This is a genomic window from Desulfosarcina ovata subsp. ovata (assembly GCF_009689005.1).
In the GTDB taxonomy this organism is placed as follows: domain Bacteria; phylum Desulfobacterota; class Desulfobacteria; order Desulfobacterales; family Desulfosarcinaceae; genus Desulfosarcina; species Desulfosarcina ovata.
In genome coordinates this window covers 3,722,655-3,736,944 of the sequence record NZ_AP021879.1, presented here as the reverse complement: position 1 = coordinate 3,736,944, position 14,290 = coordinate 3,722,655, and the positions used below count along the sequence as shown (strand labels likewise).

Sequence of the window (14,290 nt, the reverse complement as noted above, 5' to 3'; positions counted from 1 at the left end):
GAGGATCGTGCATTGGCTTCCCCTTCAGGGTTTGCGGAACTGATTCCCAAGGCCGCGGATCTGAGCCAGCGCCTGGCGCAGATGAAGCGCCAGATTGCCGATATCACTGTGCCCGGGGCGGATGCGCCCGAATTTGTTCGTCTGGAAAACCGGCTTGACGCCCTGTCCCGGGAACTGGTCGCGCTGAAACAGGCCGTCGGCCTGAATTACGAGCGCCTGGTGCGTTTTCGCCAGTCGGTGGAAGTCGTGAACGAGGCCTTGTCGGCCCATCGGCAGCCGCTTCTGGCAGGACTGCGCAAACTCGATCTCTGGCATGGCCAATGGCAGGAAGATCAGGCATACTGGACGATGTGGAAAACCGCTGCCGGTACCGCCATGACCCTGCCGTTGGTTGCCCAGACATTTAAACGGGCCATGCAAACCATCGACAATGCACTTTCCATTGTCATGGTACAGATGAAGCACTTGATGACGGTTCAAAAACGGGTCTTTGATATCCAAACGGGCATCAACACCATACTGGTCGATGTGGAACCGATGATCCGGGGGGCCCGCGGTGAATTCCTGCAGGATTTTTCCCCACCGATGTATGCTTCCGCCTTCTATCAACGGGTAAACGCCTGGCTGTTTTTTGACATCATTGCCGGCGTCAAACGCCTTCTCGTTTTTCAGAAGGATTATTTCTCCAGAATCGCGTGGGCGATAGGCCTGCAGGTGGTGCTTCTCGTGGTTGTTGCCGTTGGCATCCGCCGATCGGGCGTGATTCTTGAAGGCATCGATGCGCTGCGCTTCATGCGCCGCAACCCCTATGCGGTGGGGAGCCTGATTTCCGCCATCGCTCTCTGGAACGCATACCAGCCCATGCCCGTTGCGTGGGAACTGGTGTTGACGGCGATGATCCTGTTCACCACCGCGCGCCTGGTGGGAAGTATTACCGCCGTCCGCCGCCGGGTGATGATGATGTATCTTTTGGCCGCCGTTTTGCTGGTCACCCGCATCTTCATCGGCATCGGACTGCCCATGCCGCTTTTCCGGCTCTACCTGCTGGCCACCACCATTGGCGTCGGCAGCCTTTGCATCCGGTTTATCCTGCGCCCCGTCACGGCCAGACGGACACGCGGATACACGGCATTGTTAACCCTGGCCTCCCTGGCCTGCCTGGCGATCGCCATATTTGAGATCACCGGTTACAGTGCGCTCTCCCGGCATATTTTTCAGTCATCAATGGCGACCATTTTCATTGTTGTGCTGGCCCGGCTGATCATGCTGCTGATTCGCGGACTCCTGGAATCGGCATTCCGCAGCCCGGCCGTCCAGCAAATTCCCTTTCTTCCGGCGCATACGACAAAGATCATCGATCGTATCACCAAAGGGTTCAGCCTGATTGTTTTGCTTTTCTGTGTGGGGGTGGTGCTTCAGACCTGGCGGGTCTTCACCAGCCCGGTGGAGCCGATTTCCCGGCTTCTGGCGTTTGGCGTGACCGTTGGCCAAAACCGGATTACCATTGGGCTGGTACTGGCCGCAGGCGCCTGCCTGTACGGCGCCCTGCTGTCGTCCCGCCTGATTCAGATGTTTTTGATGCGTGATGTGTTTGCGCGCAAAAAACTGGATCCGGGCATCGGTCTTTCCATCTCCCGCCTGCTTCACTACACCATTGTGCTGGTGGGGGTCATGCTTGCCCTGGCCACTCTCGGGTTCGAACTGACCAATCTGACCATCATCGCCTCGGCGCTCAGTGTCGGCATCGGCTTCGGCCTCCAGACCATCGTGAACAATTTTGTCTGCGGACTGATCCTGCTTTTCGAGCGTCCGGTCAAGGTCGGTGACATCATTCAGCTGGGCAACCAGTGGGCCACGATCCGTGACATCGGTTTGCGGGCAACCATTATCCAGACCTTCGACCGTTCCGACATCGTCGTGCCCAACAGTGATCTGATTACCAACCAGCTGACCAACTGGACCCTGGATGATCGCAACATGCGCATCATTCTTACCGTTGGCGTGGCTTACGGATCGGACGTGCCCCTGGTGCTGAAAACCCTGAAGCACTGCACCGCGGAAAACCCACGGATTCTCAATGATCCGTCGCCGCTGATCTATTTTATGGATTTCGGGGACAGTTCATTGAATTTTCAGATCCGCGTCTGGATCGATGACATCGATTACATGAACGATGTGCGCAGCGAGTTGAATCAGGCCATCGACCGCCGTTTCCGCGAACTGGGCGTCGAGGTCCCCTTTCCCCAGCGGGATCTGCACCTGCGCAGTGTGGCCCCAGCAGCGGCGCCGGTTCTGGACTCCGTCCGGGGGGACCCCTGAATCCGATCACTGCGGATCATTTTCGCTGGAACAGGCGGTTCGCATCGGTCTTGCCGGCAACGGCGGCCTCGGTTTTCGGTGGGGGCGGGGCGGCGCTGCGTCGGCCGGTCTTGCCGGTAAAATCCAAAATGACCTTGAACCCATCGCCGGCCAGCACGCGGGGCAGCTGCCGGCTGAGCTGTTCCGGCGGGACGATGGCCTCGACCAGATGCTCCAAGGCCGGCTGGTGACGGGCGATCAGCCCCAATGCGGCCACCATATTCTGCCGGGTCAGGCCGTAGGCGCCGAATAGGGCTGCTTCGCGGTAGTGCAGCAGGTTGATCAGGTTGCTTTCAATGGTCTGGTTTTTTTTCAGACCGCTGAAAAAGGAGAGGCGGCCGCCCTTGGCCAGCTTGGTGACCGCCTGGCTGAAGGCGATGGGGTCGGGGCAGGCGTTGATCGCCGCATCGAATTCGCTCTCGTGGGTTTCCCGCAGGGCGGTGATCTGCGTGGCACCCAGAAATGCACCGGCCCTGGCGATTTTCCGGGCGTTTTTTTCAATTACCAGGGGGATTGCGCCTTGTGTCTTTGCTACCAGGGCGGCAATCAGGCCGACGGTGCCGCCACCGAAGACCACCACCCGTTCTCCCGGCTGTAGGTTGAGCGCCGTCAGGGCGTTGTGGACACAGCCCACCGGTTCGGCGAAACAGGCCTGGTGCGGGGTGATCGTGTCCGGTACCGGAATCAGGCTCTCGGTGGGGGCCAGCAGGGTCCGGCTGAAGCCGCCATCAAAATGAAAACCCATGATCTGCATGGATTCGCAGAGATTCTCGCGGCCGCTGGTGCAGTACCGGCAGCGGCCGCAGATCCGGCCAGGCCAGACGGTAAACCGTTGGCCATGCTCGTCCTCGGCCAGCACTTCGTGGCCGGGAACCCGGGGAAAGATCAGATCGCGGTGGCCCTCATGCCACATTTTGGCATCGGTCCGGCAGATGCCGCAGTAGCGCACGGCGAGCCGGGTCATGCCGCTCTCGACGGCCGGTTGGTCCGCCGGCTGAGTCTCGATTTGCTCCAGGCCGGTCAGCACGATTTTCATGGTTGAATTTCCCTTTCCCATGGTTTCAAAGCGGTGTTTCCGTCAGGGTCAGTCGAAAGATGACGGCTTCGGGAAATCCGTGCGCCCGGGCCGCTGCCAGATGGACCTTGACGGTTTCCAGCATTGCCATGGGAAAAACGCTGGCTTTGTCCAGCCCCACGGCCGTGCAATCGTCGTCCTTGACGCGCAGATATCGGCTGCCGGTTTTGATGACGAGCAGTTCCATGGCGGTTCTCCTAATTGATGGCGTTTTGCAGCCGACGCAGCCTGGCCAGTCCCTCCTCCGGTTGCCGGTTCTGGGTGGTGACCCAGTTTTCCAGGGTGGCGTATGCGTTGCCGCTGTCGATGGTGGCGCCGGCCAGGGCCATGCCGGTGGGGATGGTGTCCACCTTGCCGGCGACCTTCAGAATCAGGGCCGTGTTGAGTTCCAGGGCCTGTCGGCGGGTGCTGGTGCCGTTTTCCTGCCCCCGGATCAGGGCCACGAAGCGCCTGGATTCCCGCGCCAGATCCTTCTCCGGTGCCAGGTCGGCCGGGTTGTGATCGGCCAGGCCCAGTTCGGACGGCTGCAGGCGAAACGTGTCGACGGTGCCATCCTCGCCCAGCTGCGCACACCAGGTGGTGCCGCAGACCGACGCCTCGTCCATGCCCTTGTTGGTGCCGTCTACCGCCCCGTGGAACACCAGGGCCTGCTGGTAGCCGATGGCTTTCATGACCCGGACCACCGGGTCGATCATTTCCCGGGCGTAGACACCGCGAATACCAAACCGGGGCATGGCCGGGTTGGCCAGGGAGGCGGCGATGTTCAGGGTCGAGCCGAAATGGATCTGGGAGAGAATGCGGCCCAGGGCCATGGGGTGAATGGTCGGGCTCATGCCATTGAACAGGCCGATGCCGGCATCCTTGATGCTGCGGGCCACCAGGTCGGCATCGCAGGCCACATCCACGCCCAGCGCTTCGGCCATATCCACCGTGCCGCAGACGGAGGTGATTGCCCGGGCGCCGTGGCGGGCCATGGGCACGCCGGCTGCCGCGGCCACGATGGCGGCGGCGGTGCTGATATTGAAGGTCTTGTAGCTGTCCATACCGGTGCCGCTGTTCTCGACGACGGGCATGCCCGTATCGGGGGTCACCTTGACCGTGTCCAGGTCGAAAATGGCCTCCCAGGCGCCGGCGACTTCCGCTTCGGTCTCGCCCTTGGCGCGCAGGGCCGCCAGAAATGCCCCCTGCTGCATGGCCGTAGTGTTGTCATTCAGGATAACGGTGAAGGCTTCGCGGGCCTCGTCGCGGGTGAGGTCCGTCTTGTCGATGAGGCGGGTGATCAATGCGCCGAAGGTTTTGTCCGTACTCATGGTCGGTTAACTCCGTGATATGGAAATATCGGATGGGCCGGACAGGAGGCAGGATATTGCGATATACGGCGCTGCACAATAAAAAAACCGCGGCAGCCGATGCCAGTATCCTTTCGCCTGAACGACCAGACGAAAACGATACGGACAGCTTCCAGCGGTATCCGTTTCCGGCAGGCATCGATGATGCCGCCGGGCAGTGCACAGGCAGGCTTTCTGGCTTACGGGCGTCGAGCGTTTCCCTACTGGCCGCGCCTTCCCGTCGACACCCGGTCGGCAGTGGCGTTTTTGCGGCGGTCGTTCCCGATTACAGCAACGGCTGGTATGCGATGGGCTCTCACCATCTTTCCTTTTAACGGGCGTTCGAAGCGCCGGCGCCCGCACCTGTCAGTTACGATTTTCTTACCCCGAAAGCAGGGCGCTTGTCAATTTTTCCGTGTCCGCTTACACCGTGATGCGCCAGCAGCGATGGATGGTCTTGCGCTTGTTCCGGTAGTCTTCCGGGATGGTCTGGGCCGTGATTTCTTCTACTGCAGCGGCCTTGATCCGGTCCATGCAAAGGGTGAAATCCTGGTGGTTGGTGGAGAAGAAGAGCGTGGCCTTGGGCCGCATCAGGTCGATCACCGCCGAAAGGAGGCGGGGATGGTCGCGTGCGATGTCGAAGGATTCGTTGCGCACTTTGGTGGTGGAATAGGAGGGGGGATCCACCACGGCAAGATCGAACTGTTTTCCCTCCCGGTGTGCTTTTTTCAGATAGTCGAAGGTGTGGGCATGGACCAGCCGATTGTTTTTCGGATCGATTTCGTTCAGCTTCAGATTCTCCCCGGCCCACTGGATGACACTCTCCGAGCGGTCCACGGAGACGGTGCTGCGGGCGCCGCCTTTGGCCGCGTAGCAGGAAAACGACGCCGTATAACAGTACAGATTGAGAAAATCCTTGCCTGCGGCCATCTGGCGAACCATCTGCCGGGTGTCGCGATGGTCGGAAAAAAGGCCCGTATCCACATAGTCGTACGGATTGACCAGAAATTTGAAATCCCGTTCGTGCAGAACGATCTTTTTATCCGTATAGTCGATGCGTTCGTAGCGTTTGCCCTCCTGGCGGCCGGCCCAGCGCTGTTTCAGGTGCAGCCGTTCGGCGGGCACGTTCAGGGTGTCGGCCACTGCCCGGCCCATCAGGAGCAGCCATTCGGGTACCGACTGGCGCCGCATGTACTCGCCGATCACCAGGTGGCCGCCGTACCAGTCCACCACGGCACGAATTTCAGGAATGTCCCAGTCGTAGAGGCGGAACACATCGATCTGCTGCCGTGAGAACCGTTTGGAAAGGTGCTTGAAACGCTTCTTGACGCGGTTGGCCAGCATTGCTGCCTGCCGATGGAAATGTTCGGAAATTCTGGGAGTATCATTCATGGTTGGGGTAAAATCGAAAACTCCAATAAAACGCCCCGTGGACGAGTTTTTCCGTCGCCGGGGCGTGGGTTGTTTTTTCAGTGCACCGTTTCAGGTCAGGCAGACCCGCATATGTTGCAGTTGGTCAGGCAGCGTTCATATTTTGCGTCACGATCACGGGTGGGTTCGCTGGAACTGGACCAGTACTGCATGATGCACTGGCTGATGCATTCTTTTTCGTTGGGTACGATATTTCTATTTTTCATGGTGCCGCTCCATTTGTAGGATTTCCAGATGGGGCTTTATGCAAAGCCGGGCCGTCCGAATAACCAAACAATAAGCACGAACCATGAAATTTGAATACCGATCGCCGAATAAATCCATTTACTCGATATCCACAGAAATCTGTCTGGGCGGATCGGCCGCAGGTCGGGGCATTTCGATGATCAGGACGCCGTTTTTGAACGTTGCCTTGATATCTGCGGGCGCGATCATGGCATGCAGGCTGAAGGTCCGGTAAAATTTACCGCAGATGCGTTCACGGCGATAATAGTTGGTCGTCTGGCATTCCGGATCCTCGGACCGCTTACCGCTGATGGTCATGACGTTGTTCTTGACCTCCACGGTGACATCTTCCTTTTTCACACCGGGCAGGTCGACGGCAACGAAAAAGCCGCTGTCGTTTTCATAGATATCGGTATGGGGCGTCCAGGCACAGGAGGGTAGCGTTTCGCCGTCAGCCAGCTGTTGGGGGAACGAATCTTCAAAAAGTTTGTTAATACGATCCTGAAGGGTGGCGATATCGCCAAACGGGTCCCACTTGATGATGGCCATGACGTTCCTCGCGATTTGGGTGGATGGGCGCCAGCCGGATCGTTTGCGACCGGCGCCGGCCGGTTTGGGGCCTCGCGGTCGATGGGCAATGGCTGGTGTTGAGAAAAGCATAGCCATCCGGAGATGCTTGTCAAGCCCCGATGCGCCGGGGGCGGTATGGCCGGCGGCGCAAGAATTCGCCATAAGCGACAATTGGCTTGCAAAAGCGGTTAAATTTTGGTGAAGTTGCCCCACATTTTATGAACTGGGAGAACAATCATGAACGACGATTTTGAAAACGCATCACCGGAACCGGAAGTGGACGCGGAAGAGAGTTTTGCCGAACTGTTTGAATCCTACAGCACCGGCATGAATGAAAACATTCAGGTGGGCGACCGGATCCGGGGGCGCATTATCTCCATTGGTGGCAGCAACGTGTTTGTCGACACGGGCACCAAGGTTGACGGGGTGGTGGAAAAAAACGAGCTGCTTGACGACGACGGGCAGCTGTCCGTTGCCGAGGGCGACGAGTTGGATCTGTATGTGGTCGCCGCCGACGAAAGTGAAATCCGCCTCTCCAAAGCCATTTCCGGGATCGGCGGGCTCAATATGCTCAAGGACGCCTGGACCGAGCGCATTCCGGTGGAGGGCAAGGTGGTCGCCGCGATCAAGGGTGGGTTTCATGTGGAGATGATCAAGCGGCGGGCCTTTTGCCCCATCAGCCAGATGGACGTTGCCTATGTGGAAGACCCCAGTGTTTATGTGGGGCAGACATTGACCTTCCTGATCAAGCGGTTTGAGGAGTCGGGGCGCAATATCGTCGTTTCGCGGCGGGAGATCCTGCAAAAGGAGCTGGACGAAAGTCGCAAGGCGTTCATGGCCGAACTGCAGCCCGATGCTCTGCTGGAAGGCAGCGTGGTGCGGATCGTCCCCTTTGGCGCCTTCGTGAGCCTGGCCCCCGGCGTGGAAGGACTGGTGCACATCAGTGAGCTGAGTTGGTCCCGGCTGGATACCCCCGATCAGGCGGTCACGGTGGGCGATCGACTGCAGGTCAAGGTGCTGGGCATCAAAGCCGGGGAGAAGCCGGGAACCCAGAAGATCGCGCTTTCGGTGAAGCAGGCCATGGGCGATCCCTGGGCCGACGCCCAGCAGCGTGTTCCGGTGGGGGCCAAGATGCTGGGCAAAGTGACCCGATGCGCCAATTTCGGTGCTTTTGTGGAACTTTTCCCCGGCATTGAAGGGTTGGTTCACATCAGCGAGATGAGTTACACCCGCCGGGTGATGCGTCCCGAAGAGATTGTCTCCCCCGGGGACGAAATCATGGTGATGGTCAAGGCGTTCGACCTTGACCGCAAGCGGATTTCACTTAGTATAAAGGATGCGGAAGGCGATCCCTGGGCCGATGTCCAGGAAACGTTCAAACCGGGTAAGACCGTGCAGGGGCGGGTCGAGAAGAAAGAAGGATTCGGTATCTTCGTGAACCTGGCACCGGGTATTACCGGTCTTTTGCCCAAATCGAAAATCGCCGCATCGGACAATGCGGCGCAAATTGAGGCCCTTAAACCGGGTGCGGCGATCACCGTAACCGTTGACAGCATTAACGTGGCGGAACGCAAAATTTCTCTCGGTGCCGGTGGCGGCACCGACGACCAGGGATGGCAGGAATTTTCCGGTGGATCGTCGGATACCTTGGGGTCGCTGGGGGATCAGTTGAAGGAAGCCCTTTCCCGGAAGAAAAACGGAGGTTGATCATGGCAGGTAGTGATGAACTTTACGATCTGGTCATTATCGGCGGGGGGCCCGGCGGCCTCTCCGCAGCCATTTACGCCATGCGGGCGGCGTTGAAAACCGCACTGGTGGAAAAGGGGGTCACCGGCGGGCAGGTGACCATGAGCGACGAGGTGGAGAACTACCCCGGTTTTGTCCATATCAGTGGCGCCGAACTCTCCATGAAGTTCACCCAGCACGCCCAATCCTACGATTTGGATATGATTTCCCAGGAAGTCACGGCATTGGACCCGGGTCTGGACCATCACACGGTTCGGCTGGCCAATGGTGACACCCTCAAGACTCACGCCGTCATCCTGGCCACGGGCGGCAGCCCACGGAAACTCGATGTGATTGGCGAACGGGAACTATACGGCAAGGGGGTTTCTTACTGTGCCACTTGCGACGGGTTCTTTTTCAGGGGCAAAACCGTAGTCGTCATCGGCGGCGGTGACAGTGCCGCCGAAGAGGCCCTGTATCTGGCCAAACTGTGTAAAAAAGTCTACATCGCCCATCGGCGGGATGAACTGCGGGCGAGCAAGATTCTGCAGCAGCGGATTTTCAACGATTGCAACATCGAAATGCTCTGGAATACCGTGGTGACGGAAATCAAGGCCGGTGCCGACGGTGTGGAACAGGTTGGCCTCAAGGATACCGTTACCGCCGACACCCGCGAGTTGGATGTGGATGGCGTGTTTATTTTCATCGGTTTCAATCCCAACAACGAACTGGTCCCGGCCGGCACCCGCATGAACGCCGACGGCATGGTGGTGACCGATGAGAAATGCGAAACCCGGACACCGGGGATTTACGTGATCGGGGATTTGCGTGAAAAATTCGCCCGTCAGATCGTGCTTTCGGCTGCCGACGGCTGTACGGCCGCACTGGCTGCGGCCCACTATGTGGAAGCCAAAACATCCATGCTGGCCGATACCTGCGAACTACCCCCGGACGCCGCTTCGTGAATCGGCGCGGGCGGGGAAAACGGGTTGCAGGCGCCCTTGCCGGATTCCTCTGGGGGGTTTTTCTGATATTCATGCCGATTGACGAGGCCATGGGCATGGACGGGCCAGGGCTGCCAGCGCTCATCAGATCGGTCCGTTTCGGTGTTGCCGCCCACGATATCGACGGCCTGTGGAGCGGGCGGTCCAAAGAAAGTGGCCCGGACATCTGTGTGGAGGCGACCTTCAATTACCGACTGTTCTCACTTTTGGCTGCCGATGCGTTTCCCAATCTGGGGCTGAGCCTGAACACCCGGGGAGATACCAGCAAGGTTTACGCCGGGTTCCTGATGCAGTGGAAACTGAGGTCCCAATGGTTTGTGGCTACCGGATTCGGTTTGGCCCTGCATGATGGCAAACGGCATGCCGGGACACAAGATCGAAAATCCCTCGGAGCCAAGGTGCTTTTCAGAACGCCGATTGAAATCGGATGGATAATCGATTCGCATCATCGGTTGGTTGTTGCCTTCGACCACATATCCAATGCCCACCTGGCGAACCCCAACGAGGGGTTGGACACCTTGGGTCTGTTTTACAGCTACCGGTTTTAACGGGCTTGTGCGAATGATGGTTCAGCGTGATGGATACCGGACCGAATCCGATGCTTGAATTGTTCAGATCCTGGAGAGAGCGCCATTTTTCCGATCCCCAGCGGGTGATTCTGGGGTTTATGCTTCTGGTCGGAGCGGGGCTGGTCTATTTTTTAGGCAGCCTGCTGACGCCGGTATTTATCAGCATCATCATCGCCTACTTGCTTGACGGCATGGTTGCCCTGCTACAGCGCTCTCATCTGCCGCGCCTGGCCTCGGTCCTGATCGTCTTTATTGTCTTCATGGCCGGCATGATCGTGATTATGCTGTGGCTGCTTCCACTGGCGGTCAGGCAGGTCAGCCAACTGGTGCAGCAGCTTCCGGGAATGCTGGCCACGATCCAGTCCCGTCTGCTGCAGTTGCCCTCCAACTACCCGGAACTGATTTCGGAAAGCCAGGTCAGCCAGGTGATCGATTTTCTCAACGCCAGTATCTCCACGCTGGGAAAACGGGTACTGACGCTATCCCTGGCCTCGGTTGTCGGCCTTATGCATTTGGTGGTCTATCTGGTGCTGGTACCCTTTATGGTCTTTTTCATGCTCAAGGACAAAGCCGCCATCCTGGCCTGGGGGAGACGTTTTCTGCCGGATAATATGGACCTGACCGAGTCGGTCTGGCAGGAGGCCAATGTTCAGATCACCAACTACATCCGGGGCAAAGGATGGGAACTGCTGATTATTTGGGTGGTCAGCTACGCGGTGTTCCGGGGGCTGGGTCTGCAGTTTTCACTTCTGGTTTCTCTGTTCGTGGGCCTTTCGGTGATTATTCCCTACATCGGTGTTACGGTGATGGGGTTTGTCATGGCCCTGATCGCCTTTATCCAATGGGGGTGGGGCGGTGAGTTCATTTCCGCCATGATCGCCTATGCGGTGATTCAGGTATTGGATGGCAACCTTTTGGCTCCCCTGCTGCTTTCCGGGGTGGTCAATCTCCATCCCGTCGCCATCGTGGTGGCGGTGCTCCTGTTCGGTGGCCTGTGGGGGCTGTGGGGACTCTTTTTCGCCATTCCCTTGGCCACCCTGGCCAATGCGGTCCTCAAGGCCTGGTTTGCCAGGATCGAGCATCGCACGGAATCAGAATAGGCTGTTTCCGATTGTCTTCCACTCGTTTTTCATCCCACTTCTTATTGTCCGAATCCGTTGAAAAATAGTGTGCGACCTGATTTCCGGGCATGCATCATGCAGTGATTCGTCCTGCGAAGGTGAAAACCATTTTATTGCCCGTCAGGGACAATCATCCGGATGATCCACCATACACCCTCGTATACGTTTTTGCCCTGGATCTGAGAACTTATTACTTCTGTCTTGAATTGACCGAATCAGCGAGGCTACCATGCAGGAAACCGATTTTTTAAGGGAAAACCAGAGAGTCCTTAACGACATCAAAAAACTGACCATCTTTGACCCGTTTCAGGAGGAGGAACTGCGCAACCTATTGACCATGAGCAAGATCCGGCGTTACAACCCTGGAGAGACCATTTTTGAACAGGGCAGCGCCGATACATGGCTCTATTTTCTGATTTACGGCAAGGTCCGGCTGATGAAAGACGGCAAACCGGTAACCCTGCTTCAGGAAAGAGGAGAGGTGTTCGGTGAAATGGGAGCCATTGCCTGTGCTCCGCGATCGGCCTCGGCCGTGGCCGTGGGTGATACCGTCTGCCTGTCCACGGACATCTATTATATTGAACAGCTTAGCGGAAACGACAAAATGGCTTTCGGCTATGTCATTTACCGTGTCTTTACCAATGTTCTGGCCGACCGGCTCAGGCAAACCACCGAAGAGTTGCTGTCCCTGAAGGGGCGCAGTATCAAGATCTGGTAGCCGGCTTCCATCATCCATCGGTCATCTGCCCGTGCGGGTTTCATACGAATCCGTTCAGATCCCGCCGGGCCATCCCATCCACAGGCAATCCGTTGCGTCCAGGAGCATATGTATGACAAGCCCCAGACCCACCAGGCGGGTTTGGGGCAGCACCGTCATCAGCGCATAGAGGCCCATGAATGGCCAGGTGTGCAGGTGTGCAGTGGTGCTGGAAAAAGCAAACCGATTGGGGTATAAGGGGGCCTGAAACCACACTGCTCTCACCCTATAGGAAAACCGATACTATGGAACTGAATACCAAGCTGGCCATTTTGGAACGGATGATCGGCATTTACGACGAATTCCTCAGCCAGTTCGATCTGGCCTGTGAGAAATACTGTGCGCACTGCTGCAGCGCCAATGTTACCCTGACGACCCTGGAAGGCTATCGTATCATTGACCACCTGGAAACGAACAACCTGATCGGTCAACTGGAAACCATTGCCCGGCTGGCCCATCCCGACCGCTTCATCCCCAAGGTTTCCATCAACCGGATGGCCGATATCTGTGCCCGGGACGGCGATCTTCCCGAAGAACCGATGGACCCCGAGGCCGGCCCGTGCCCGGTATTGACCGATGATGCCTGCCCGCTATACGCCGTGCGTCCCTTCGGGTGCCGCTGCATGGTCTCCGCCCGAAACTGCGCGACCACCGGGTTTGCCGATATGGACCCGTTTATTCTGACGGTCAACGACGTTTTTTTACAGCATCTGGAGCATATCGACGCCCAGGGGTACACAGGGAATTTTGCCGATGTGATGGGGTTTCTGGCCGACCCTGAAAACCGGCAGAACTATTCGTCCGGCCGTCTTGGGGGGGCACCGACGGGGTTGGTGGCCAACCAGCCGGTGTTCGTGCTCATGATTCCGCCGGAGCACCGGAAGCGGATTCAACCCCTGCTGGATCAGATTCGTTCGATCCAGCCGGGCTGACCGCGTCAGCAGGTGCGCTCCTTCAGTTTCCCAACGGACAATCCCATTGGAAGGATCTTTAATGAAAACCTATCCCATTCCCATGGTTCCCGGACCGGTGGTGGTGCCTGACGCTATCCGTAAGGTTTACCTGGACGCATACGGATCCGGTGACCTGGAACCTGAATTCGTCGAGTTGTACACCCGCACCCAGCGGCGGTTGAAAACGATTTTCAACACCCGTGACGATATCGTGATCATGACCGGCGAAGGCATGCTGGCGCTGTGGAGCGCGTTGAAGAGCTGCCTGGTGCCTGGGGACCGGGTGCTGACCGTGGCCACGGGAGTGTTCGGTTACGGCATTGGTGAAATGGCCCAGTCGTTGGGCGCCGACGTGAAGACCGTGGGCTTCAGCTACGATGAGACCATCAACGACATGGCGCGTATCGAAGCGGCCATCGCCGAGTTCAAACCGCGCATGATCACGGCGGTTCACTGTGAGACGCCATCCGGAACCCTCAATCCCCTGGAGGAGTTGGGGCGACTGAAAAATGCCTACCAGATTCCCCTGTTCTACGTGGACACGGTGGCCGGGGCCGGCGGGGTACCGGTGCTGGCCGATGACTGGCATATCGACCTGTGCCTGGGTGGGGCGCAGAAGTGCCTCTCCGCCCCACCGGAGATGAGCTTCCTGTCGGTGAGTCCCAAGGCATGGGAGATCATCGATGCCGTGGGCTATGTGGGCTACGATGCCCTCAACCCATTTCGTCAGGCCGTTGAAAACCGCTATTTCCCCTACACGCCTAACTGGCAGGGGGTGGCGGCCCTGTACGTGGCTGCCGGGCTCCTCCTGGACGAAGGGCTGGAAAACAGCTTCAACCGCCACGACCGCGTGGCCAGCCGTTGCCGCCAGCGACTGGTGGAGATGGGAATCGACCTCTTTCCGGCCGCCGGTGCCGTTCCATCACCAACGGTGACGGCAGCAAAAATTCCCCAGGGCTTGACCTGGGAAACCTGGGACCGGCGGCTGCGTGACGCCGGGCTCGTAGTGGCCGGCAGTTACGGGCCATTGGCCGGGAAGGTCTTCCGTCTCGGCCACATGGGAACCCAGGCCGATCCAGACCTGGTCGATCAGGCCCTGGATGTGATTGCCGGCGCGCTGTAATTCGTCGTGCCACCGGACCGTTCCAAACAGTGACGCAAACGTGAAAAGCGA

At 58.4% G+C, this 14,290-nt stretch carries 15 protein-coding genes and 1 riboswitch; of the genes, 8 read left to right on the top strand and 7 right to left on the bottom strand.

Features of this window, described 5'->3' with window-relative positions:
- The first annotated feature begins 12 nt into the window (after positions 1-12).
- Complete coding sequence (locus GN112_RS33990) at positions 13-2,319, top strand: mechanosensitive ion channel family protein (protein WP_197743335.1); 2,307 nt, start codon at positions 13-15, stop codon at positions 2,317-2,319.
- A 16-nt stretch (positions 2,320-2,335) separates the two neighbouring features.
- Here GN112_RS33990 and GN112_RS16545 read toward each other — a convergent pair whose 3' ends face one another.
- The 6 genes from GN112_RS16545 to GN112_RS16520 form a co-directional block, all read right to left on the bottom strand.
- Complete coding sequence (locus GN112_RS16545; RefSeq protein WP_162458970.1) at positions 2,336-3,394, bottom strand: alcohol dehydrogenase catalytic domain-containing protein; 1,059 nt, start codon at positions 3,392-3,394, stop codon at positions 2,336-2,338.
- Positions 3,395-3,419: 25 nt separating this feature from the next.
- On the bottom strand, positions 3,420-3,620 hold the full coding sequence (locus GN112_RS16540) for a hypothetical protein (protein ID WP_155311224.1): 201 nt from the start codon (positions 3,618-3,620) through the stop codon (positions 3,420-3,422).
- 10 nt (positions 3,621-3,630) lie between these two features.
- Positions 3,631-4,743 (bottom strand): anthranilate phosphoribosyltransferase, encoded by a 1,113-nt coding sequence (trpD, locus tag GN112_RS16535; protein WP_155311223.1) that lies wholly within the window; start codon positions 4,741-4,743, stop codon positions 3,631-3,633.
- Positions 4,744-4,929: 186 nt separating this feature from the next.
- Positions 4,930-5,143, bottom strand: a riboswitch (cobalamin riboswitch).
- A 41-nt stretch (positions 5,144-5,184) separates the two neighbouring features.
- Positions 5,185-6,105: a class I SAM-dependent methyltransferase gene (locus tag GN112_RS16530; protein ID WP_231717040.1), complete on the bottom strand. Its 921-nt coding sequence runs from the start codon at positions 6,103-6,105 to the stop codon at positions 5,185-5,187.
- Between the two features lie 143 nt (positions 6,106-6,248).
- Complete coding sequence (locus GN112_RS16525) at positions 6,249-6,398, bottom strand: hypothetical protein (protein ID WP_155311221.1); 150 nt, start codon at positions 6,396-6,398, stop codon at positions 6,249-6,251.
- A 118-nt stretch (positions 6,399-6,516) separates the two neighbouring features.
- Entirely contained in the window at positions 6,517-6,966 is a 450-nt protein-coding gene (locus tag GN112_RS16520; RefSeq protein WP_162458969.1) for an Hsp20/alpha crystallin family protein, read from the bottom strand.
- Between the two features lie 258 nt (positions 6,967-7,224).
- Here GN112_RS16520 and GN112_RS16515 point away from each other — a divergent pair, with 258 nt between their 5' ends.
- The 5 genes from GN112_RS16515 to GN112_RS16495 all read left to right on the top strand — a co-directional run bounded on the left by GN112_RS16515 (position 7,225) and on the right by GN112_RS16495 (position 12,124).
- A complete protein-coding gene (locus tag GN112_RS16515; RefSeq protein WP_155311219.1) occupies positions 7,225-8,694 on the top strand; it encodes a 30S ribosomal protein S1 in 1,470 nt (489 codons plus the stop codon).
- Between the two features lie 2 nt (positions 8,695-8,696).
- Positions 8,697-9,677 (top strand): thioredoxin-disulfide reductase, encoded by a 981-nt coding sequence (gene trxB / locus GN112_RS16510; protein WP_155311218.1) that lies wholly within the window; start codon positions 8,697-8,699, stop codon positions 9,675-9,677.
- A complete protein-coding gene (locus GN112_RS16505; RefSeq protein ID WP_155311217.1) occupies positions 9,674-10,264 on the top strand; it encodes an acyloxyacyl hydrolase in 591 nt (196 codons plus the stop codon). The genes trxB and GN112_RS16505 overlap by 4 nt, the downstream gene beginning before the upstream one ends.
- A gap of 50 nt (positions 10,265-10,314) precedes the next feature.
- Entirely contained in the window at positions 10,315-11,385 is a 1,071-nt protein-coding gene (locus tag GN112_RS16500; protein WP_155311216.1) for an AI-2E family transporter, read from the top strand.
- 250 nt (positions 11,386-11,635) lie between these two features.
- Positions 11,636-12,124, top strand: a complete 489-nt coding sequence (locus GN112_RS16495; protein WP_155311215.1) for a Crp/Fnr family transcriptional regulator — start codon at positions 11,636-11,638, stop codon at positions 12,122-12,124.
- A 54-nt stretch (positions 12,125-12,178) separates the two neighbouring features.
- Here GN112_RS16495 and GN112_RS33610 read toward each other — a convergent pair whose 3' ends face one another.
- The gene (locus GN112_RS33610) at positions 12,179-12,379 is read right to left on the bottom strand and encodes a DUF6122 family protein (protein WP_162458968.1); all 201 of its coding nucleotides are present in this window, start codon (positions 12,377-12,379) and stop codon (positions 12,179-12,181) included.
- Between the two features lie 29 nt (positions 12,380-12,408).
- Here GN112_RS33610 and GN112_RS16490 point away from each other — a divergent pair, with 29 nt between their 5' ends.
- The gene (locus tag GN112_RS16490; protein ID WP_162458967.1) at positions 12,409-13,095 is read left to right on the top strand and encodes a YkgJ family cysteine cluster protein; all 687 of its coding nucleotides are present in this window, start codon (positions 12,409-12,411) and stop codon (positions 13,093-13,095) included.
- Between the two features lie 61 nt (positions 13,096-13,156).
- The gene (locus GN112_RS16485) at positions 13,157-14,239 is read left to right on the top strand and encodes a pyridoxal-phosphate-dependent aminotransferase family protein (RefSeq protein ID WP_155311213.1); all 1,083 of its coding nucleotides are present in this window, start codon (positions 13,157-13,159) and stop codon (positions 14,237-14,239) included.
- Positions 14,240-14,290 lie beyond the last annotated feature (51 nt).